The organism is Micromonospora costi (assembly GCF_003626655.1).
GTDB lineage: Bacteria > Actinomycetota > Actinomycetes > Mycobacteriales > Micromonosporaceae > Micromonospora > Micromonospora costi.
This window is the reverse complement of the sequence record NZ_RBAN01000008.1, coordinates 133,889-155,454: the sequence shown is the minus strand read 5'-3', so window position 1 is coordinate 155,454 and position 21,566 is coordinate 133,889. Positions and strand designations below refer to the sequence as shown.

Sequence of the window (21,566 nt, the reverse complement as noted above, 5' to 3'; positions counted from 1 at the left end):
CCTGCTCAGGAGGTGACGTTGCCTGGACCACCGACGATCCCTTCGACCTTCTTCTGGTACGCGGCCGCCGCCTCGTCGGCGCTCTTGCCGGCCGCCGCGTCCGCGGTGGCCTCCTGGAGCGCCACGGACACCTGCGGGTAAACCGCGAGCGGCGGCCGGTACGCGGTGATGGGCAGGACCTTGTCGGTGATGAAGCTCAGCATCGGGTCGCCCGCGAGGACCTCCTTGTTGACGTCGGACCGCGCAGTGATCCGCTTCTCACCGGCGAGTTCGGCCTTGACGCCCTCCGCCGAGTGCATGAACGACAGCAGCTCCCACGCTTGGGACGGGAACTTGGAGTTGGGGTTGAGCACCCGTACGCCGCCGCCGGACATGCTCACGAAGTCCTGCCCGCGGATGCCGGCGCCGGGCTGCTTGGCGGGGATCATCGCGTAGCCGACGGTGGTGTCGCGGTCGGCCATCTTGGCGATGCCGCCGTCGGGGTTGACGACGCTGCGCCAGAAGTAGTCGCCCTCGGCCAGGATGCCGATCTTGCCGGCCGCGAACTCGGCGAAGGACTTGTCGCGCCCCTTCGCCTCCTGCTGGAGCTTCGGGTCGCCGAGCCCCCCGCCGTAGACCTTCGTGTAGAAGTCGAGCACGTCGCGGACCGGCTGGGTGGCACCGGCCCACTTGTCGTCCTTGTAGATCTCGCCGCCCGCGCCGACGAGTAGCGGCAGCGCGCCCTGCATGCTGGTGGCCTCGCCCATCGCCGTGCCGGCGTTGATCTGGATCGGGGTGACCCCGGGCAGCGCCTTGAGCTTGGCGCCGGCGTCGAGGATCTCCTGCCAGCTGGTGGGCTGCCACTCGGCGGGCAGGCCGGCCTGGGCGAACAGCTTCTTGTTGTAGTAGAGGACGCGGCCGTCGGTGCCCAGCGGGATGCCGTAGCGCTTGCCCTCGAACGAGCCGAGGCCCTGCACGGCCTCCGGGATCTGCGACCAGCCCTCCCAGGAGTCCACCTCCGAGCCGGCCACGTCGGACAGCGGCTTGAGGTAGCCGGCCTGGACGAACTCGCCCACCCAGATGCCGTCCAGCGCGATGACGTCGGCGCCGCCCTTGGAGCGCAGGTCGAGGGCCTGCTTGGTCTTGTACTGCTCGTCGTCGACGCCGCTGGGCACGAAGGTGACCTTCGCGGTGACGCCCTTGGCCTTCTGGGCCTCGACGAACCGGGGGATGACCCAGTTCTGGATCCACTCGGCGCCGGCGGAGCTCTTGCCGCCGACGATGGAGTTCGCGGCGATGGTGAGGGTGATGTTCTTGGCGTCCTTGCCGGCGGGCTCGGACGAGTCGCCGCAGGCCGTGGCGGCGAGAGCGACGGCGGTGAACGCGGCGAGCACGCCCGCTGCGTGTCTCGGCTTGGCTGACATGGGCTTTCCCTTCGCAAGGAGAGACTTCGAAGAGACTCGCGGGTCGCCCGCCGGCCGCAGGTCACGTGCCGGCGGTGCTTAGCGGCCACAATGTCATGACAGCCTGACGACGTAAATACCTGTCACTGAAATGGGGGCGAAACATCCACCGTCACCGCTCGGCGACCGTGACCTCCAGCGAGTAGCGGGTGCCCCGGTAGATGTGCGCGCCGTGCTCCACGTAGCGCCCCTGGTCGTCGTATGCGGTGCGGGTCATGGTGAGCAGCGGAGCGCCGCGCCGCTCGCCGAGCATCTGGGCCTCGGCGGCGGACGCCGCCCGCGCCCCGATGCGCTGGTGCGCGCCGCGGATCCGCATGCCGCCGGCGCGCAGGATGGCGTACAGGCCGTTGGCCTGGAGCGCGTCGAGGCTGAGCCGGACGAGGTCGGCCGGGAGCCAGTTCTCCATCACGGCCAGGGGGTCGCCGTCGGAGAACCGGAGCCGCCGCAGGTGCCACACCTCGCTGCCCGGGGGCACGTCGAGGGCGGTGGCCACGGCGGACGGGCAGGGCACGGTCGCCAGCTCCAGCACCGACGTGGACGGTCGCTGGCCGGCGCGCAGGAGGTCGTCGTGGAGGCTGGTCAGCTCGACGGCGCGGCGTACCTCGCCCCGCACCACCTGGGTGCCGACGCCCCGGCGGCGCACGATCAGTCCCTTGTCGACGAGGTGCTGGATGGCCTGCCGGACGGTGGGCCGGGACAGCCCGAGCCGGTCGGCGAGCTGCAGCTCGCTGTCCAGCCGGTCGCCCGGCGCCAGGTCGCCGCGCTGGATCGCCGCGGCGAACTGCTCGGCGACCTGGAAGTAGAGCGGGACCGGGCTGCTCCGGTCGACCGCGATGTCGGGGCCGCTCACGGCACCTCCTCGCTCGGAGAACGCGGGTTCTCGGGGCATGACGACGGACGCCACTGTACCGAAGCGGTCACGCACCGCAGAGGGCGGATGTCATGACAACACATTGACACAACTCACGGGCACTGTTACCAATCAGGGACAGCGCTGGCGCGCACGCCGTGGCCGGCCGGGACGGAGGACGCCGCATGCTGGATGTGCTCACCATCGGCCGGGTCGGGGTGGACATCTATCCGCTGCAGGTCGGCGTGCCGCTGGCCGAGGTCGAGACGTTCGGCCGGTTCCTCGGCGGCAGCCCCACCAACGTGGCCGTCGCGGCCAGCCGCCAGGGCCTGCGCGCCGGCGTCATCACCCGCACCGGCGCGGACGCCTTCGCCGCGTACGTGCACCGGGCCCTGCGCGACTTCGGCGTCGACGACAGCCAGGTCCACCCCGTCGACGGACTGCCCACCCCGGTCACCTTTTGCGAGATCTTCCCGCCCGACGACTTCCCGCTCTGGTTCTACCGCACACCCACGGCGCCGGACCTCCAGATCCGGCCCGAGGACCTGGACGGCGACGCCATCGCGTCGGCGCGGATCTTCTGGCTCACCGGCACCGGCCTGTGCCAGCAGCCGAGTCGGTCGGCGCACGCCGCGGCCCTGGCCATCCGCGCCGGCCGCCCGCACACGGTCCTCGACCTGGACTACCGGCCGATGTTCTGGCCCGACCCGGCGGCGGCCACCGCGGCGATCGCCGAGGTGCTGCCCAGGGTCACGGTCACCGTGGGCAACCTCGACGAGGTGGAGATCGCCGTCGGCACCCGCGATCCGGAGCGGGCCGCCAGGCTGCTGCTCGACCGCGGACCCCGGCTGGCCGTGGTCAAGCTCGGCCCGGACGGTGTGCTCGCCCGCACCGCCACCGAGACCGTCCAGGTGCCGCCCGTGCCGGTGCGGGTGCTCAACGGGCTGGGCGCCGGCGACGCCTTCGGCGGGGCGCTCTGCCTCGGCCTGCTGCGCGGCTGGCCCCTGGAACGCACCCTGCGCTTCGCCAACGCCGCCGGCGCGATCGTCGCGTCCCGCCTGGCCTGCTCCGCGGCCATGCCCGACCGGGCCGAGACGCTGGCGTTGCTTCAGACCGTCGAGCCGGAGCCGGTGCCGTCGGCCGGCGCCGGGGGAGGAGAAGACCGGTGAGCACCGAGTACGAGGCGTTGACCCGCACCCGCGCCCACCGGCCACAGGCGATCGCCGAGGCGGCGGCGCGCCGCACCCGCCGGCCCTGGCCCGAGCCGGGCCGGCCGCTGTTCATCATCGCGGCCGACCATCCGGCCCGGGGCTCCCTCGCGGTCCGCGACCGGCCGATGGCCATGGCCGGGCGCGCCGACCTGCTCGACCGGCTGCGCCTGGCGCTGTCCCGCCCCGGCGTCGACGGCGTGCTCGGCACCCCCGACATCCTCGAGGACCTGCTGCTGCTCGGGGCGCTGGAGGACCGGCTGGCGATCGGGTCGATGAACCGCGGCGGCCTCTCCGGCGCGGCCTTCGAACTCGACGACCGGTTCACCGCGTACGACGCCGACAGCATTGCGGCGATGCGCTACGACGGCGGGAAGATGCTCTGCCGCATCGACCCGGACGACCCGGGCACCGCGTCCACCCTGCAGGCCTGCGCCCGGGCGGTCACCGCCCTCGCGGCCCGGCGCACGGTGGCGCTGGTCGAGCCGCTGTGGGTGGCGCGCACCGGCGGCCGGGTGCACGCCGACCTGCGGCCCGAGGCGGTCGTCAAGGGTGTCAGCGTCGGTCAGGCCCTCGGCGCCACCAGCGCGTACACCTGGCTGAAGCTGCCGGCGATCGACGAGATGGAGCGGGTGACGGCGGCGACCACCCTGCCCGTCCTGCTGCTCGGCGGCGACCCCGTGGAGGCCCCGGACGTGGTCTACGCGCGGTGGGCGCGGGCGCTGCGGCTGCCCGGCGTGCGCGGGCTGGTGGTGGGCCGCGCGCTGCTGTACCCGCCCGACGACGACGTGGCCGCCGCCGTGGACGTCGCCGGGTCGCTGCTGCCCACCGGGCAGGACGCGTGAGGACCGACGACGCCCACCTGCCCTGGGGCGGCACCGGCCGCGTGCCCTGGGCGCTGGAGGTCACCCCCGAGCGGGCCGGTTGGCGGTACGCCGGTCTGCGCGTGCTCACCCTGCCACCCGGCGGCACGGTCACCTTCGACACCGGCGGGGAGGAGATGCTGGTGCTGCCGCTGGCCGGTGCGTGCGCCGTCCACTGTGACGGGGTGCGCTTCGCGCTGGCCGGCCGGCCGTCGGTCTTCGCCGCCGTCACCGACTTCGCCTACCTGCCCCGCGACGCCACCGTCACCGTCGAGGGCGAGGGTCGGTTCGCGCTGCCCTCGACCCCGGCCACCCGACGGCTGTCGCCCCGCTACGGCGCGGCCCGGGACGTGCCGGTGGAGCTGCGCGGCGCCGGCCCCGCGAGCCGGCAGGTCAACAACTTCTGCGCACCGGACGCCTTCGACTGCGACCGGCTCGTCGCCGTGGAGGTGCTCACCCCCGGCGGCAACTGGTCGTCGTACCCGCCGCACAAGCACGAGGAGGACCGGCGGCACGACGACGGCACGGCCGAGGCGGAGCTGGAGGAGATCTACTACTTCGAGGTGGCCGGCGGGGCGCCCGGCGACCCGGCCGGGCCGGTGGGCTACCAGCGGGTCTACGGCGGCGACCGCCCGATCGACGTGCTCGCCGAGGTGCGCACCGGTGACGTGGTGCTCGTCCCGTACGGCTACCACGGGCCGTCGATGGCCGCGCCCGGCTACGACCTGTACTACCTCAACGTGCTGGCCGGACCCGGCCCGACCCGGACCATGGCCTGTGTGGACGACCCGCGGCACGGCTGGATCCGGGGGAGCTGGGCGGACCAGCCCGTCGATCCGCGGCTGCCGATGGCCGGCCCGACGACCAGGGAGGCGTAATGCCGAGACTGACGGTGGCGCAGGCCGTGGTGACGTTCCTGGCCCGGCAGTGGTCCGAGCGCGACGGCGTGCGGCGGCGGCTCGTCCCGGCGTGCTTCGGCATCTTCGGCCACGGCAACGTCGCCGGGATCGGCGAGGCCCTCGCCAGCGCCGACGTGGACCTGCCGTACCACCTGTGCCGCACCGAGCAGGGCATGGTGCACACGGCCGCCGCGTACGCCCGGATGACCGACCGGCTGAGCACCCTCGCCTGCACCACGTCGATCGGGCCCGGCGCGACGAACCTGGTGACGGGCGCGGCCGGTGCCACGATCAACCGGCTGCCCGTGCTGCTGCTCCCCGGCGACATCTTCGCCACCCGCGTCGCCAACCCGGTCCTCCAGGAGCTGGAGGACCCGCGCTCGTACGACGTGAGCGTCACCGACGCGCTGCGGCCGGTGTCCCGGTACTGGGACCGGATCAACCGCCCGGAGCAGCTGCCGGCGGCGCTGCTGGCCGCCATGCGGGTGCTCACCGACCCGGTGGAGACCGGCGCCGTCACCCTCGCGCTCCCGCAGGACGTGCAGGCCGAGGCGTACGACTGGCCGGACGACCTGTTCGCCGACCGGGTCTGGCACGTGCCCCGGCCCCGCCCGGACGCGTCGGCGCTGGCCCGGGCCGCCGGGCTGGTGACGGCGGCGCGCCGCCCGCTGCTGGTGGCCGGGGGCGGGGTCATCTACAGCGGGGCGTGCGACGCGCTGCGCGCCTTCGCCGAGGCGCACGGGGTGCCGGTGGCGCAGACGCAGGCCGGCACGGGCGCCCTGCCGTACGACCATCCGCTGTCGCTCGGCGCGGTCGGAGTCACCGGCACCACGGCGGCCAACGCGGTCGCCGCGGGCGCCGACGTGGTGATCGGGGTCGGCACCCGGTACAGCGACTTCACCACGGCCTCCGGCACCCTCTTCGGTGAGGACGCCCGCTTCGTCAACCTGAACGTCACCGGCTTCGACGCCGCCAAGCTGTCCGGTGCGCAGGTGGTCGGTGACGCGCGGGAGAGCCTTACCGCGCTCGACGCCGCCTGCGCGGGGTGGGCGACCGGCCCGGCGTACCGCGCCGAGGTGGCGGAGCTGGCGCGGCGGTGGGCGGCGGTGGCCGAGACGGCGCGGCGGTCGGCCCCGGACGCGCGGCCGAGCCAGACCGCCGTCATCGGCGCGGTCAACGACGCGGCCGGGCCGCGCGACGTGGTGGTCTGCGCCGCCGGCTCGATGCCCGGCGACCTGCACCGGCTGTGGCGCAGCGCGGACCCGAAGAGCTACCACGTCGAGTACGGCTACTCGTGCATGGGCTACGAGATCGCCGGCGGGATCGGGGTGAAGCTGGCCGCGCCGGACCGTGAGGTCTTCGTGCTCGTCGGCGACGGCTCCTACCTGATGCTGCCCGGAGAGCTGGTCACCGCGGTCGCCGACGGGGTCAAGCTGATCGTGGTGCTGGTCGACAACCAGGGCTTCGCCTCCATCGGCCGGCTGTCCGAGAGCGTGGGCGCGCAGCGGCTCGGCACCGCCTACACCGACCGGTCGGGGGGCCGGTTGCCGGTGGACCTGGGGGCCAACGCGGCGAGCTTCGGCGCGCGGCTCATCCGGGCCGGCACCACGGCGCAGCTGCGCGACGCGCTGGCGGCCGCGCGGGCCGCGGACGGCACCACGGTCATCCACGTGGAGACCGACCGGTTCGAGGCCGGCCCGGAGGGCGGGGCGTGGTGGGACGTCCCGGTCGCGGAGGTGTCCACCACCACCGCGGCGCGGGCCGCCCGCGCCGGCTACGAGGCGGGCCGCAAGGGACGGCGTACGCACCTGAGCCCGGGCTGAGTCCCCGCCGCGCACAGGGGTTCCGCCCCGCCCGCCTCGCCGCCGACCGCGGGGCCACCGCCGTGGCGGGTCGAGCGCCGGGTGCCGGTGGCCTACCATGCGGGCGTGGCGGATGTCGATGCGCCGACCGTCGTCGACACGGTGTGGCGGCAGCAGGCGGTCTGGTCGCGGGCGGCGGTGGCGGCGCAGCGGCGGATCGTCCGCGGCCGCCGGGCGATCGCCGGCCTGACCGTGGTGGCCGCCGTGGCCGGCACCGCGGCCGCCCAGCTCGACGGGGTGCACCAGGGTGTGAGCCGCGCGTTCGCGGTGCTCGCCGGCGCGGCCCTCGCGCTGGTGCCGCTGGCGGCCCGGTCCACCGGCCGGGAGGCGGTGCAGGTGTGGACGCGGCTGCGCTCGGTCTCCGAGTCGCTCAAGGCCGAGGTCTACCGCTACCTGGCCCGGGTGGCGCCGTTCGCCGGCGCCGAGCGTGACGCCGCGCTCCTGCGCCGGGTCGACGACCTGCTCGACGACGCGGGCGACCTGGTCGGGCTCACCCTCGACGTGACACCGGCGCCCCGGTCGCTGCCCCCGGTGACCGGGGTGGACACGTACCTGACGCACCGCCTGGCGCAACAGGTGGAGGAGTACTACCTGCCCGGCGCGCGGCGGATGGGGCGGCGGGCGGCCCGGCTGCGGGTCGTCACCACGGCGCTGACCGCCGTCGGGGCGGTGCTGTCCGCCGTGGTCGGCGTACTCGGCGACGGTCTCGGCCTGGCCGCCTGGGTCGGCGTGGTGGCCACGGTCACCACGGCGTTGGTCGGCTACGGCGCGGCCCAGCAGTACGAGCAGCACCAACTCGAGTACGCCCGCACGGCCGACCACCTGGCGCGCCTCGGACGCCTGCGGCGCGACGGTCTGGGCTGGGCCGACGACGACGGGTTCGTGGCCGAGGTGGAGCGGATCATCTCACTGTCCAATGAGGCGTGGATGGCCAGAACCCTTGAAGACGACGGCATTACGCATCGCTGACGCTACGCAGCGTGGGGTAGACTCATCGACAATTGTCTGGGCCGCCGTCGGGGGCGGCCTCCGATGACCCACCACGTCCGATGGGGGGACCAAGTGGATCGCATCCCAGACCGGCCGACGACCGCCACCGCTCCGCTCGACGATCTCCGGCACACACCACTCGGCAGGATCCCGATCGCCCGCGCCCGCACCGTCGCGCTCTCCGACACCCGGACGACGGACCGGCCGAGCCGCCTCGATGTCGCCGCCTTCGGCTCGTCCATCTGATCCTGGCGAGCTCGCAGCCTCCCCGAGAGCCGCACCGGCCGGCGCCCTGAGTCAGTACGTTCTTAAGATCGTCAGCCGGTGCGACCTCTCCTGCGACCACTGCTACGTCTACGAGCACCCCGACCAGACGTGGCGTCGGCAGCCGCGCACCATGTCACCGGAGACGGTGGCGGCCGCCGCCGGTCGCATCGCCGAGCACGCCGTCGCCCACCGGCTCGACGCCGTCCGGGTGGTGCTGCACGGCGGCGAGCCGTTGCTGGCCGGAGCGGCCGGGCTCGCCGGGGTCGCGGCCGAACTGCGTCGGCAACTCGACCCGGTCACCCGACTGGACCTGCGCATGCAGTCCAACGGGGTGCTTCTCACCGAGGAGATCGCCGAGGTGCTGGTCGACCACGGCGTCGCGGTGGGCATCTCCCTCGACGGCGACCGCGCGGCCAACGACCGGCACCGGCGCTACGCCAACGGCGCGAGCAGCCACACCCAGGTGCTGCGGGCCCTCGCGCTGCTGCGCCGCCCCGAATACCGGCCCGCCTACGCCGGGCTGCTGTGCACCGTCGACCTCGCCAACGACCCGGTACGCGTCTACCGGGCGCTCCTGGCCGAGGACCCGCCGCACATCGACTTCCTGCTGCCGCACGCCAACTGGGAACGGCCACCGCCCCGCCCGCCGGGCGTCCCCACTCCGTACGCCCACTGGCTGCTCGCCGTGCACCGGCAGTGGACGGCGGACGGGCGTCCGGTGCCCATCCGGCTGCTGGACTCGCTGCTGGCCACGGCAACGGGCGGCGTCAGCGGCACCGAGGCGGTCGGTCTCGCCGCCGCCGACCTGGCCGTGATCGAGACCGACGGCAGCTACGAGCAGGTCGACTCCCTCAAGTCAGCGTTCGACGGCGCGCCCGCCACCGGCCTCGACGTGCTCACCCACCCGATCGACGAGGTCGCGGCCCATCCGATGATCGCCGTCCGACAGGCCGGGCTGGCGGGGCTCTGCGCCACCTGCCGGTCGTGCCCCGTGGTCCGGCAGTGCGGCGGCGGCCTCTTCGCCCACCGCTACCGGCCCGGGCACGGCTTCGACAACCCGTCGGTCTACTGCACCGACCTGGTGCGCCTGATCAGCGCGATGTCCGCCGGCGACGACGCCGGGGACCGCCCCGTGACCCGCCCGGCCACGATCCCCGCCCCGCGCCGCCCGCCGGCCGACGGTCCGCCGGAGCCGTCCGGCCCGTCCGGCGGCCCGCCGGAGCCCGGGCGCGCGGCTGCCGCGTCGCCGCGGCCCGGCCCTTCCCGCGCCACCGCCCCGCCCGAGCCCGGCCGTCCGGCCGCCGCGTCGCCGCGGCCCGGCGACTCGCTGGCGCCCGCGATCCTCGACGACCTCGGCAGCGGGTACGGCGGCGACGACGCGGTCGGCCAGCTCGCCGCCATCCACCTCGCCAAGACCCGCGCGCTGCTGGTCGCGCTCAGCCCCGCGGCCGCCACGTCCAGCGTGGCCGCCGCCGGCTGGGACCTGCTCGTCGACCTCGACGTGACCGCTCCCGACGCGGTGCGCGAGGTGCTCGCCCACCCGTTCGTCCGTCGCTGGGCCCACCGGTGCCACGACCGCCCGGCGTTGGCCGATCTCGGGCGACTCGCCGCCGTGGCGGCGGCCGCCGCGATCCGCGCGGGCGCCACCGCCGACCTCGCCGTGCCGGTACGCGACGGCGTGCTCGACCTGCCCACCGTCGGCGCGCTCGTGGTGCCCGACGCCGACCGGCCCGCCGCCGTGTCCGTCAGCGCCGGTGGGGTCCGGGTCCGCGCCGGCGACACCGACGTCACGGTGCGCCCCGGCGACACGGCGGTCACCGCGCGCCCCGACGGGGCGGGGCACCCGGCCGGTTGGCGGCCGGTGCGCCGGGTGCCCGGCCGCGCGCCGGTGCTCATCGAGGACACCGACCCGTACCGGGACTGCTACCAGGACCTGCCGGTGGCGCCGCGCCTGTCCGGGCCGGACGCCGCCCGGTGGCAGCGGCACCTGGACGCGGCGATCCGGCGGATCGACGCCGAGGCCGGGGAGTACGCCCCCGGCGTGGGCGCGGTGCTGCGCGCCGTGGTGCCGTTGCGGCCGGACCGGGGCGGCCGGCAACGCAGCGCCGCCGCGGCGACCGCCTTCGGGGCCGTCGCCGTCACGCCGGCACCCGACGACGCCGCCCTCGCGGTCCTGCTCGTGCACGAGGTGCAGCACCTCAAGCTCGACGGCGTGCTCGACGTCTGCGACCTGGTCGACCGGGGCGACCCGCGGCGGGTCCGTGTCCCGTGGCGGGAGGACCCGCGTCCCGTCGAGGGCGTGCTGCACGGCACGTACGCCCATCTGGCGGTCGCCGACGTGTGGCGCCGGCGGCCGGGCGCGGCGGCGGGGGCGCACCACCGGCGCTACCGCGACTGGACGGCGGGCGCCCTCGACACGTTGCTCGACCTGGGTGCGCTCACGCCCGCCGGGGAGCGGTTCGCCCGGCGGATGCGCGCCACGGTGGACACCTGGTGACGGCGCCGCCGCCGGTCGGCCGGGCGGAGATCGCGGCCGGCTTGCGGGCGGTGGGCCTCGCGGCCGGCGCCACGGTGCTGGTGCACGCGTCCCTGTCCCGGGTGGGGCCCGTGGTCGGTGGCCCGGCGACCGTGCTGGCCGCGCTGCGCGACGTGCTCGGCGACACGGGAACGCTGGTCGTGCCCACCCAGACCGCCGGCAACTCGATCACCTCGCCCGCGTTCCGCGCCGCCACGGCCGGCATGACCGCCGACCAGGCGGCGCGGGTGGAGGCCGCCATCGCGCCGTTCGACCGGGAACGCAGCCCGTCGGAGGGCATGGGAGCGCTGGCCGAGCACGTCCGGCGGCAGCCCGACGCGGTCCGCAGCGGGCACCCGCAGACCTCCTTCACGGCGCTCGGCCCGGAGGCGGCGCGGCTGACCGCCGTCCACGACCTGGACTGCCACCTGGGTGAGCGCTCGCCGCTCGGCGCCCTCTACGCGGCCGACGCCCTCGTCCTGCTGCTCGGCGTCGGCTACACCGCCTGCACGGCGTTCCACCTGGCCGAGTACCGGCTCACCCACCCGGCAGCCGAGCGCGCATACCGCTGCTACGTGCGCGACGACGGCGGCCGGCGCGTCCGCCGGGACTTCCTCGCCCTCGACCTCGACGACAGCGACTTCCCCCGTATCGGGGCGGCCCTGGACAGCGAACCATCCGTGGCGCGCGGGCGGGTGGGCAACGCGGTCTGCCGGGCCGTCCCGATGCGAGCGGCCGTCGACTTCGCCGGCCGGTGGATGACCCACCATCGCGGTGACGACGCAGGTCCGCGCGGAGTGTGCCGCTGTCGCTACTGTGGTGCGATGCAGGTGTCCCCATCGGACGGGAGCGGCCGGTGAGCGAAGAGGAGGACCGGGTGGACCCGCGGGCCCCCGTGTTCTTCCTCAGCTACGCCCGCGCCCGGCAGCGGCCCGGCGAGCCGCCGCGGGACACGAACCAGAAGGTGTTCCAGCTCTACGTGGACCTGTCCGACCACGTGGCGGAGCTGCTGGGCCTGCCGGCGGGCAGCAGCGCCGGCTTCATGGACCGGGTCCTCGACGGCGGCCAGCTGTGGGCCGACGACCTGGCCTTCGCGGCCGGGCACTGCCAGGTCTTCATCCCGCTGATCTCACCGCAGTACCTGCGCAGCACCTGGTGCGCGCGCGAGTGGAACGCGTTCGTGCGCCGGCGGCAGGTGCGGCGGCCCGATGCCCGGGCGAGCCCGGGGGAGCGGTCCGTGATCCCGGTGAACTGGTCGGTGATGGGCCGGCGCCAGCTGCCGGAGGCGATCCGGCGGCGGCAGATGTTCTCGCCCACCGGGCTGCCCCCGGACATCGCCCCCCAGTACCAGCAGGAGGGCATCTACGGCCTGCTCAGCCTCGGCCGTAACGGCAAGGACGCCTACGACGCGGTGGTCTGGCGGTTGGCGCAGCGGGTGGTCCGGGCGGTGGACACGCACTGGGTGGAGCCGTACGTGTCGGGAATCGACGAACTCGGCGACGGGTTCGAGGAGGTCGGCGATGAGCTGGACTGAGACCACCCCGACCGTGCCCGGGCGCGAGACGTACTTCTTCCTCAGCTACGCCCATTCGGTGCCGCTGTCCGCGGCGGCTCGCCCGGACACCGACTACTGGGTCACGCGCTTCTTCCAGGACCTGAACGCCGCCGTGCAACGCGGCGCCCGCCGCGGCGACCTCGACATCGGGTTCTTCGACGGGCTGGTCGCGCCCGGCGCGGATCTGCGGCAGGCGCTCACCGAGGCGCTGAGCCTCGCGCACGTGTTCGTGCCGCTCTACTCGCCGAACTACTTCAGCAACGCCTGGGCCGTGGGTGAGCGTGCCTCGTTCCGCTCCCGCCTGGACCGGTTGCACCGGCGCGACGCGGCCCGGCACGTCCTGCCGGTGCTGTGGATCCCGCTCCCGCCGTGGGACGATCGCCCCGAGATGGCCGAGGCTCTGGACCTGGTGAACGGTGCGCCCGAGTACGCCGAGAACGGGCTCCGGGCGCTGTGCAAGCTCAGTGCGTACCGCCGGCAGTACGACGACGTCCTCGACGCGCTGGCCGAGCGGATCATCGCGGTTGCCGAGACCGCGCCGCTGCGCCGGTCCCGGGCCGCCCCGCTCACCGGCGCCCCGACGGAGGACCCGGACGAGCCGGCGCTCGTGGTCGCCGCGCTCACGGCGGCCGACGGGCGGCAGTGGCGGCCGTTCGCCGCGCGGCACGCGCTCACGATCGCCGACTACGTGGCCGCCACCGCGCAGCGGCTGGGACTGCCCACCCGCGTCGTCGAGTTCGGCGGCGCGCGTGACCGCGCCCCCGGCAGTCCCACCGCGCTGCTGGTCGACGCCGGCCTGGGTGCCGCCGCGGTCCGTGACGCGGTCGCCGGGCTGCCCCGCTGGGTGGTGCCGCTCGTGGTGGCGGGGCCGGACGACGCGGCGGCGGAGGAGATCGCCGGCGCCCTGCGCGCGGCCCGGTTCCCCGAAGTGCGGCCGGTGCGCGGTGTCGACGATTTCGAGCAGTGCGCGCCGCTGCTGGTGATCGAGGCGCGCAAGCAGTTCCTGCGGCACGGGCCGCTCTATCCGCAGGACGGCCCGAGCCTGCCCCGGCCGAGCCTGCGGCCGACCGACGCATCCGATCTCCGGCGACCGGGGGAAGAGGACCGATGACAGAGCAACGAGACGGTCAGGTCGTCACGTTCTACTCGTACAAGGGCGGGACCGGACGGACGATGGCGCTGGCCAACACGGCCTGGATCCTCGCGGCGAACGGCCAGCGGGTGCTGGTGGCCGACTGGGACCTGGAGTCCCCGGGCCTGCACCGGTTCTTCGCGCCGTTCCTCGACCCCGAGCAGGTGGCCTCCACCGGCGGCGTGATGGACCTGATCCTCGAGTACGAGTGGGCGAACCTCAAGCGCAGCCGGGAGGCCCACGACGCCGGCCGCGAGGAGCCCGCGGAGAGCCGGCCCGGTGACTGGCACCGCCACCTCGCCAAGGTGCAGAAGTACGCGTTCTCGGTGAACTGGCAGTTCCCCGGCGGCGGCAGCCTGGACCTGCTGCTCGCCGGCCGCCACAACCCGGACTACGCGACCAGCGTCACCGGCCTCAACTGGGACAACTTCTACAACCGACTCGGCGGGGCGCTCTTCTTCGACGCCCTGCGCGAGGACATGAAGCGGCACTACGACTACACCCTGATCGACAGCCGCACCGGGATCAGCGACGTCGCCGAGATCTGCACGATCCACCTTCCGGACGTCCTGGTGGACTGTTTCACGCTGAGCGACCAGGGCATCGACGGCGCCGCCACGGTGGCCAGCCGGGTCCGCGGCTACGAGGGCCGGCGGGCGCGTCGCGTGCTGCCGGTGCCGATGCGCGTGGACGAGGGGGAGAAGGGGAAGGCCGACGCCGGCCGGGCACTCGCCATGCAGCGCTTCGCGGGCCTGCCGGGCGGCATGACCGACGGGGAACGGCGCGAGTACTGGCTCACCGTCGAGGTGCCGTACCGGGCGTACTACGCCTACGAGGAGACGCTGGCGACGTTCGGGGACGTGCCCGGCGGGCGCACCACGCTGCTGTCGGCGTACGAGACGTTGACGGGGCACATCACCGGCGGGCGGGTCACCGCCCTGCCGCGTATCGACGAGGCGCTGCGCCGCAAGACCGTGGCCCGGTTCGAGCGCAAGCCCGCGGTGGCCGACGAGGTGATCGTGCTGCGGCACATGCCGGAGGACCAGGCGTGGGCCGAGTGGATCCAGGCGGTGCTCACCGAGGTCGACCTGCGGGTGGTCGTCACGGCGGTGGACGCGCCCACGCCGGTGCGGGCCGGCACCGTCACCCGGGACCTCACCCTCGTGTCGCGCTCGTACCGGGCGGCCCACGGTGAGCAGGCCGACGTGCGCCGGTCCGGCGCCGTCAGCGCCCTGGCGGTCTACGTGGACGGCACGACGCCCGCGCCGGACGTGCCGGTCGGCGCGTGGGCGTCGCTGCACGAGCTGTCCGCCGAGGAGGCGGTGCAGCGGCTCGTGCAGCTGCTCGGGGTGGCCGCGCCCAGCGGGATGCCGCCCGCCGTGCGCACGGCCCGGTTCCCCGGCACGTGGGCGACGGTGTTCAATCCGCCCAGCCGCAACATCCGGTTCACGGGCCGTGAGCAGCTGCTGCGCCAGCTCCGCGAGGAACTCAAGGCGGGTGGCAGCGACGGCACCCCGGTGGCGCTGCGCGGCGGCCCCGGCATCGGCAAGACCCAGCTGGCCATCGAGTACGCCCACCGGTTCCGTGGCGCGTACGACATCGTGTGGTGGGTGCAGGCCGACCCGCCCCAGTTCGTCGACGTGCGGATGGCCGACCTGGGCGCGGAACTCGGCCTGCCGCGGCAGCCGACGATCCCGGAGATGACCCGGGCGGTGCGGCAGCGGCTGAGCCGGCCGGAGCGGCGCGCCGATCGTGGGGCGCCGGAACAGTGGCTTCTCGTGTTCGACAACGTCGACCAGTACGAGCACGTGCGGGACTACCTGCCGCAGGGCAACGGCCACGTGCTGGTGACCACGCGCAACCCCGACTGGGGCGACCTGGCCCGGGCGCTGGACGTGGACTCGTTCCAGCGGACGGAGAGCGTGACGCACCTGCGGACGCGCATCGGCGAGCGCTCGATCACGCTCGCCGAGGCCGAGCAGGTCGCCGAGGCCGTGGAGAACGTGCCGATCTTCGTGGCGATGGCCGGCGCGTGGCTGGCCGACACCGGCACGCCGGTCCCCGACTATCTCGCGGGGCTCGAACGCCGGGGCCCGAGCGAGCACATCTGGGACCTGTCGCTGCAGCGGTTGAAGGAGGGCTCGGCGGGCGCGTACCGGCTGCTCCAGCTGGCGTCCGTGCTCGCGCCGGAGATCTCGCTCGAACTGCTCTACAGCGACGAGGTGGCGAAGGTGATCGCCAGCCACGACCCGGTGGTGGCGGCCCGGGTGGCCGACCGGGTCTCCGAACGTGACATCGCCGCCGCGCTGGTGCAGCGCATCAACAGGCTGGCGCTGGTGAAGGTCGACCTGCACGCCCAGCAGGTGCAGGTGCACCGGCTCCTCCAGGCGGCGCTGCGGGCCCGCATGCCCGAGGACGAGCTGGCCGGCGTCCGGAGGGACGTGCACCGGATCCTCGCCGGGTCGCGCCCGTCCGGCGAGGTGGAGGACCCGGCCGCCGAGCAGCGGCTCCGGTTGCTCTGGCCGCACCTCGACGGCTCGGACGCCCTCTCGTCGCCGGACGACGACGTCCGCCAGCTGATCATCGACCGGGTGCGGTACATCTACCTCAACGGCGGTTACAGCCAGGGCCTGCGGTACGCCGAGCAGGCGGACACCGCCTGGTCGCGGCTGCTCACCCAGCTCGACCCGAACACCTCGGCGCACCGGGCGCTGCAGGTGCAACTGCTGTACCTGCGGTTCAACCGGGCCAACCTGCTGCGCAGCCTCGGCCGGTTCGACGACGCGCTCCGGCTCGACGAGGAGACGCTGAGCGCCCAGGAGAAGCTGATCGGCGCGAGCCACCCGTACACGCTGATGACCGCTGGCGGCTACGGCGGCGACCTGCGCGCGATCGGCCGCTACCAGGACGCCCTGGAGCGGGACCTGCGCACGTACGCGGCCTCGGTGGAGGTCTTCGGCGAGGACCACCGGCGTACGCTCACCGGCGCCAACAACCTGGCCGCGTCGTACCGGCTCATGGGCGACTTCCGCCGGGCCCTCGACGTGGGCGACAGCACCTACCGGCGACTGCGGGTGGTGCTCGGCCCGGAGCACCCGCGGACGCTGCTCACCGCCAACAACCTGGCGCGGGACATGCGCGAGGCGGGCGACTACGAGGGATCGGTGACGCTGCTGCAGACCGTGGTGGCCGGCTACCGCGACCTGTACGGCGAGCACTCCCGCAACGTGCTCACCGCGCAGACCAACCTCGCGGCGTCACTGCGCGGGACCGGCGAGATCGGCGAGGCGGCGCGGCTCCTCGACGACGCCTACGAACACCTGCTCGCCGGCCTCGGCCCGATGAACCCGGACACGCTGTTCACCCGGCTCAGCCGGGCCGCGAACCTCATGCTGCAGGGGGAGCGGGAGCGGGCGCACGCCGAGCTGATCGAGGTGGAGGCCCAGTTCGTTCAGGTGTTCGGCGAGGGTCACCCGTACGTGCTGGTGTGTCGCAACAACCTCAGCGTGGCCATGTGGGACGCGGGCGAGGTGGCGCCCGCCCGGGAACTGGCCTCGGTGACGGCCACGGCGCTGCGTGCGGCGCTGGGTGACGCCCACCCGATGGCCCTGGCGGTGATCAACAACCAGGGTGTCTTCGCGATCCTGGGCGGCGACCTGGAGGCCGGGCGGGAGCAGGTGCGGGTGGCCGTCGGCGGGCTGCGCGACGTCCTCGGTGAGGACCACCCCGACACCCTGCGCGCCCTGGGCAACCTGGCCATCGCCGAGCAGTCGGCGGCCGGCGGCGCGGGCAGCATCGAGCGGATGCGGCTGGCGGACCGGCTCGCCAACCGGATCGGGCAGCATCACCCGAGCGTGGTGCGCCTGCGCGAGGGGCAGTACGTGCGACGGGTGCTCGACCCGCACCCCTACTGAGCGGTGCGGGCGCCGATGAGGACGTCCTGGCTCACCGTCGCGTCGTCGGCGGTGAGCCAGCGCAGGATGCGGGGGAGTTCCTCCATGGCGTCGAAGTGGGCGGCGCCGGCCTGCACCTCGATCTCCGCGCCGGGGATCTGGGCGGCGAGCCACCGGGTGTGGCTGACCGGGGCGAACGTGTCCTCCGCGCCGTGCCAGAGCCGCACCCTCGTCCGGCGGGTGTCGATGCTGCCGGGGTCGAACCCCCAGTCCCGGCGCAGCGCCAGCACGTCGTCGATCCATCCCTCGGGCCCGAGACGGAGCGCCTCCTCGTAGGCCTCGGCGGTCAGCCGGCGCAGCGCCGCGCTGGTCATCACCCGCCGGTCGGCCGAGGTCATCTGCGTCATGATCTCCTCGAGCAGCCGGCGCGGGTCGTCCTGCGCCTCCGCGGTGCGGCGGCGGATCTCCTCCTCCACGCTGTCGGTCTCGCTGTCGGCGTGGAGGTCGTCTCCGCCGAAGCCGGTGACGTTGCCGGCGTTCATGCCGGAGAACCAGTCGAGGTCGGCCGCCTTGGCGGGCGCGAACCCGACCAGCGCGGCCACCCGGGACACCCGGTGCCGCAGGCGCGCGTCGGCGGCGCACGCGAGGGCGTGCGGGGCGCCGCCGGATCGGCCGACGACGGCGAAGCGGGTGAGCCCCAACTCGTCGGCGATCAGCTGGACGTCCCGGGCGGCGTCGGCGACCGTCCGGTCCCGCAGCCGGGCCGAGTCGCCGTAGCCGGGACGGTCGTAGGTGACGAGCCGGACACCGAGGCGGTAGAGGACGATGCCGCGCGGCCGTGGACCCTTGCGGCTGCCGGGTGTGCCGTGCAGGAGGAAGACCGGGTGGCCGTCGGGCGCGCCGGAGACCTCGAACGCGACCTTCCGCCCGTCGAGGTGTTCGACGACGCGCGTCCCCGGCTCTCCGTCTCGGACCACTCCAGCCTGCCTCTCGGTGCTATGACCAGCGAATGTCCGTGATGTCGGCACAGAGCGAAGATGAATGATCGGCGGTGAACGACTTCACTCGGTAGTCGAGAGCCTAACGGTCCGCCCGGGCGCCCCGCCATCCACTGCCAGGACGAGGCGCCGGATCTGTCGGAAAGGACACCCTCCTGCGCATCCGGGGCGCAACTTCCAGGGGGATCCACCGATCGCGTCGCGTCGGGGAGCCGGTCGGTCGATCCGGCCTGGCCCGGCGGCCGACGGCTCGACCAATGGATTGACAGATCACTCTGCTCCGCTGAGGATGATCTCAGTTCACCGACTGCCACCGCACCACTACGTTCCCGTGACGCCGCCGCACTTCGGCGATGCCGTGGCGTCCAGCCGGCGGTCGGCCCCCCACCACCTGTCCCGTTCACCGTGTCGCGTGCCCGGTTACCGCAACGACCACGCGCGACCCCCTCGGATGGAGCCGCGTACCCCGGGCGTGCCCCTCGGCCATTCCCGTCGGCCTGCCTGCCGACCATGCCAGAAGGGCAGATAGACACATGCCGTACCCCCTGTCCCCACGGTGGCGACGTCGCCTCCCCGTCCCGACCGCGCTGGCCGCCGCGACGGCCGTCCTGATGCTGGTCACCCCCGCCGTCGCGACCGCGCCGGCCGCCCCACCCGCCGACGCCGGCCCGATCGCGGGTGAGCAGGCGGACGTCGTCGAGGTGCTGCTCGACGGCACCGCCGAGCTGGACGCGCTCGTCGCCACCGGCGTCGACCTCGACCACCACGTCGAGCGTACGGAGAACGGCGTGGTCGCGCGCGCCGTGGTGACGCCGAGCGAGGCCGCGCGGCTCACCGCCGCCGGGTTCACCCTCGGCGACGTCCTGTACCGCCCCGAGGACGCGCGCGCCCGCGTCGCCGAGCGCGAGGCGACGATCGCCGCACACGCCACGGAGAACCGCGAGTTCGCGGCCGCCGCGGCGGACGCGACCGCCCCGGACGTCTCCGACGTCAAGATCATCCGGGCGGACTACTACACATCGGGCACCAGCCAGATCCTCTCGGTCGAGGCGAAGTGGGCGCAGGGCCAGACCGCGACCAACACCCTCACCGTGGAACGGGACAGCGGCCCCGGCACCGCCATCGGCTCCGGTGGCACCCAGACCATCTCCCGCTTCGTCGACGCCGGCGTCTACCTCTACCACCGGGGTGCCGCCACGGTGACCAGCCGCCCGGAGTACGTCCGGATCACCAGCCCCACCGGTGACGTGGCGGTCGCCAAGGTGCAGGAGTGGCTGCCCACGCCGGAGACCAGCCCGGAGGGCCCGGGGTACCAGAAGGACTTCGTCACCAGCTACCTGACGCCCACCGAGCTGTACGCCCGCATCCATGAGCTCGCCGCCCAGTTCCCCGACCTCGCCGAGATCGTCGAGTTGCCGTACAAGACGAACGGCTACCGGCGGCACGCGCAGACCGTGCTCGGCACCGCGAACGCCAGCCGCGTCGCGGTGGACTCGCTGGCGTGGGGCCACGAGGGCGGCAACGACATCTCCGTCGAGCTGGCCAACCCCGGCGCCGGCAACGCCGCGCTCGGTGTGACCGTCACGGGCACGGCCATCCGGGTGAACCTCGCCACCGACGGCGCGGGCGCGGTGACCAGCACCGCCGCCCAGGTCGTCGCCGCGCTCAACAGCGGGGCCGGATCGCTGGTCCGGGCGTACACGTACCGGGGCAGCACCGGCACCGGCGTCGTCGCGCCGGCGGCCCGGACCCAGCTCACCGACGACCTGAGCGCACCGGCCTCCGTCTCCCGCGACCCGCACCCGGTGTACGCCATCCGGATCGGCAAGCACCGCGACGGCTCGAAGCCGGGCGTGCTCGCGTACGCCCAGGAGCACGCGCGGGAGTGGGTGCCGCCGCTGGTCACCATCGAGACCGCCGAGCGGCTGCTGCGCAACTACGGGAACGACGGCCGGACCAAGCAGCTGCTGAACAACCTCGACATCTGGATCGCACCGTCGATCAACCCGGACGGCGGCCACTACTCGTTCTACGACTTCAACTCGCAGCGCAAGAACATGACCAACCACTGCCCGCTGACCGGTGCGGCCGACTTCCTCGGCCGGGACTCCTGGGGCGTGGACAACAACCGCAACTACACCGAGTACAGCCTCTTCGACGGCTACTCGGGCGCCTCGTCGAGCTGCACGAGCGGCACGTACGCCGGGCCGAGCGAGCTGTCGGAGCCGGAGAACAAGAACCTCGACTGGCTGGCGTCGCGTCCGAACATCAAGTTCTCGATGAACCTGCACTCGTCCGGCAACTACTTCATGTGGTCGCCGGGCGCGTACGCCCTGCCGGACCGCACGTCGGCGCCGCGGCCGACGCTCGCCCAGGAGTCGTTCTTCTGGGGTGCCTCGTCGCGGATCCTCACGGCGATCAAGCAGCACCGGAACATGGCCGTCACGCCGGCCCGTACCGGCCCGATCTCCGATGTCCTGTACTCGGCGGCGGGCAACTCCGGCGACATGCTCTGGTACAAGTACGGCATCTACGCCTGGAACTTCGAGGTCGGCACGTCCTTCCAGCCGGACTGGGACGAGGCGCACGCCGAGACGATGGAGTTCTCCAACGGTCTCGTGGAGCTGATGCGGGTCGCCCGTGACTTCGACACCGACCGGCAGCGGCCCACGAGCACGCTCTCGGTGGCGCCCAGCTCGACCCCGGGCATGGTGAACGTGACCTTCGACGTCTCCGAGCCGGCGTCGGTGTTCTACACCCTCGACGGCGCCGCGCCGACGTACGAGTCGACCCTCTACGGCTCGGCCGGCATCCGCGAGGGCGGCGAGACGGTGACCGTTCCCACGGGCACCACGGTCAACTGGTTCTCTGTGGACGCGGCGGGCAACGTGGAGCAGAACTACCGCCCGGACGGCAACAGCAAGAACTACCGCAAGGGCACGGCCGTCCTGCCGACGAGCTGACGGTCATCTCCGCACCGACGGCCGCGGCGCCTTCCCGGGCGCCGCGGCCGTCGGCCGTCCGCGCCCGGACCAGCGGCGATGCCCCCGTACGGGGCCGTTGCGGGACGCTGCGGTCTCACGTTCGGTGAT

At 74.1% G+C, this 21,566-nt stretch carries 15 protein-coding genes; 12 read left to right on the top strand and 3 right to left on the bottom strand.

Annotated elements, in window-relative coordinates; all coding sequences use genetic code 11:
* Positions 1-5: 5 nt before the first annotated feature.
* Together D7193_RS30660 and D7193_RS30655 are read right to left on the bottom strand one after the other, a co-directional pair.
* Positions 6-1,403, bottom strand: a complete 1,398-nt coding sequence (locus D7193_RS30660; RefSeq protein WP_120783147.1) for an extracellular solute-binding protein — start codon at positions 1,401-1,403, stop codon at positions 6-8.
* Positions 1,404-1,554: 151 nt separating this feature from the next.
* The gene (locus D7193_RS30655) at positions 1,555-2,292 is read right to left on the bottom strand and encodes a GntR family transcriptional regulator (protein WP_241563660.1); all 738 of its coding nucleotides are present in this window, start codon (positions 2,290-2,292) and stop codon (positions 1,555-1,557) included.
* A gap of 185 nt (positions 2,293-2,477) precedes the next feature.
* Between D7193_RS30655 and iolC the strand changes: the two genes are divergently transcribed.
* The 11 genes from iolC (at position 2,478) to fxsT (ending at position 17,497) form a co-directional block, all read left to right on the top strand.
* Positions 2,478-3,461 (top strand): 5-dehydro-2-deoxygluconokinase, encoded by a 984-nt coding sequence (iolC, locus tag D7193_RS30650; RefSeq protein ID WP_120783146.1) that lies wholly within the window; start codon positions 2,478-2,480, stop codon positions 3,459-3,461.
* Positions 3,458-4,345 carry a Cgl0159 family (beta/alpha)8-fold protein gene (locus tag D7193_RS30645; protein ID WP_206612028.1) on the top strand — a complete coding sequence of 296 codons (888 nt, stop codon included), beginning with the start codon at positions 3,458-3,460 and terminating at the stop codon, positions 4,343-4,345. The genes iolC and D7193_RS30645 overlap by 4 nt, the downstream gene beginning before the upstream one ends.
* Entirely contained in the window at positions 4,342-5,241 is a 900-nt protein-coding gene (gene iolB / locus D7193_RS30640) for a 5-deoxy-glucuronate isomerase (RefSeq protein WP_206612027.1), read from the top strand. The genes D7193_RS30645 and iolB overlap by 4 nt, the downstream gene beginning before the upstream one ends.
* A complete protein-coding gene (iolD, locus tag D7193_RS30635; protein WP_120783144.1) occupies positions 5,241-7,085 on the top strand; it encodes a 3D-(3,5/4)-trihydroxycyclohexane-1,2-dione acylhydrolase (decyclizing) in 1,845 nt (614 codons plus the stop codon). The genes iolB and iolD overlap by 1 nt, the downstream gene beginning before the upstream one ends.
* 105 nt (positions 7,086-7,190) lie before the next feature.
* Positions 7,191-8,093 carry a DUF4231 domain-containing protein gene (locus D7193_RS30630; RefSeq protein WP_120783174.1) on the top strand — a complete coding sequence of 301 codons (903 nt, stop codon included), beginning with the start codon at positions 7,191-7,193 and terminating at the stop codon, positions 8,091-8,093.
* Positions 8,094-8,186: 93 nt separating this feature from the next.
* The gene (locus D7193_RS30625) at positions 8,187-8,360 is read left to right on the top strand and encodes an FXSXX-COOH protein (protein WP_241563658.1); all 174 of its coding nucleotides are present in this window, start codon (positions 8,187-8,189) and stop codon (positions 8,358-8,360) included.
* Positions 8,332-10,878 (top strand): FxsB family cyclophane-forming radical SAM/SPASM peptide maturase, encoded by a 2,547-nt coding sequence (locus D7193_RS30620; RefSeq protein WP_120783142.1) that lies wholly within the window; start codon positions 8,332-8,334, stop codon positions 10,876-10,878. The genes D7193_RS30625 and D7193_RS30620 overlap by 29 nt, the downstream gene beginning before the upstream one ends.
* The gene (locus tag D7193_RS30615; RefSeq protein WP_120783141.1) at positions 10,875-11,756 is read left to right on the top strand and encodes an AAC(3) family N-acetyltransferase; all 882 of its coding nucleotides are present in this window, start codon (positions 10,875-10,877) and stop codon (positions 11,754-11,756) included. The genes D7193_RS30620 and D7193_RS30615 overlap by 4 nt, the downstream gene beginning before the upstream one ends.
* A complete protein-coding gene (locus tag D7193_RS30610) occupies positions 11,753-12,430 on the top strand; it encodes a TIR-like protein FxsC (protein ID WP_120783140.1) in 678 nt (225 codons plus the stop codon). The genes D7193_RS30615 and D7193_RS30610 overlap by 4 nt, the downstream gene beginning before the upstream one ends.
* A complete protein-coding gene (locus tag D7193_RS30605) occupies positions 12,417-13,562 on the top strand; it encodes a TIR-like protein FxsC (RefSeq protein WP_120783139.1) in 1,146 nt (381 codons plus the stop codon). The genes D7193_RS30610 and D7193_RS30605 overlap by 14 nt, the downstream gene beginning before the upstream one ends.
* The gene (gene fxsT, locus D7193_RS30600; protein ID WP_120783138.1) at positions 13,559-17,497 is read left to right on the top strand and encodes an FxSxx-COOH system tetratricopeptide repeat protein; all 3,939 of its coding nucleotides are present in this window, start codon (positions 13,559-13,561) and stop codon (positions 17,495-17,497) included. The genes D7193_RS30605 and fxsT overlap by 4 nt, the downstream gene beginning before the upstream one ends.
* On the opposite strand, the gene D7193_RS30595 is transcribed toward fxsT, so the two are convergent.
* Entirely contained in the window at positions 17,491-18,453 is a 963-nt protein-coding gene (locus D7193_RS30595) for an alpha/beta fold hydrolase (RefSeq protein WP_120783137.1), read from the bottom strand. The two genes, fxsT and D7193_RS30595, sit on opposite strands and share 7 nt — an antisense overlap.
* A gap of 554 nt (positions 18,454-19,007) precedes the next feature.
* Here D7193_RS30595 and D7193_RS30590 point away from each other — a divergent pair.
* Positions 19,008-21,437 carry a M14 family zinc carboxypeptidase gene (locus tag D7193_RS30590; RefSeq protein ID WP_120783136.1) on the top strand — a complete coding sequence of 810 codons (2,430 nt, stop codon included), beginning with the start codon at positions 19,008-19,010 and terminating at the stop codon, positions 21,435-21,437.
* Positions 21,438-21,566 lie beyond the last annotated feature (129 nt).

What these genes read in the sequence shown, in the direction of transcription:
- D7193_RS30660 (WP_120783147.1), bottom strand. Translation starts at nt 1,403, where the DNA reads ATGTCAGCCAAGCCGAGACACGCAGCGGGCGTGCTCGCCGCGTTCACC.
- iolC (WP_120783146.1), top strand. Translation starts at nt 2,478, where the DNA reads ATGCTGGATGTGCTCACCATCGGCCGGGTCGGGGTGGACATCTATCCG.
- iolD (WP_120783144.1), top strand. Translation starts at nt 5,241, where the DNA reads ATGCCGAGACTGACGGTGGCGCAGGCCGTGGTGACGTTCCTGGCCCGG.
- D7193_RS30620 (WP_120783142.1), top strand. Translation starts at nt 8,332, where the DNA reads ATGTCGCCGCCTTCGGCTCGTCCATCTGATCCTGGCGAGCTCGCAGCC.
- D7193_RS30605 (WP_120783139.1), top strand. Translation starts at nt 12,417, where the DNA reads ATGAGCTGGACTGAGACCACCCCGACCGTGCCCGGGCGCGAGACGTAC.
- fxsT (WP_120783138.1), top strand. Translation starts at nt 13,559, where the DNA reads ATGACAGAGCAACGAGACGGTCAGGTCGTCACGTTCTACTCGTACAAG.
- D7193_RS30590 (WP_120783136.1), top strand. Translation starts at nt 19,008, where the DNA reads ATGCCGTACCCCCTGTCCCCACGGTGGCGACGTCGCCTCCCCGTCCCG.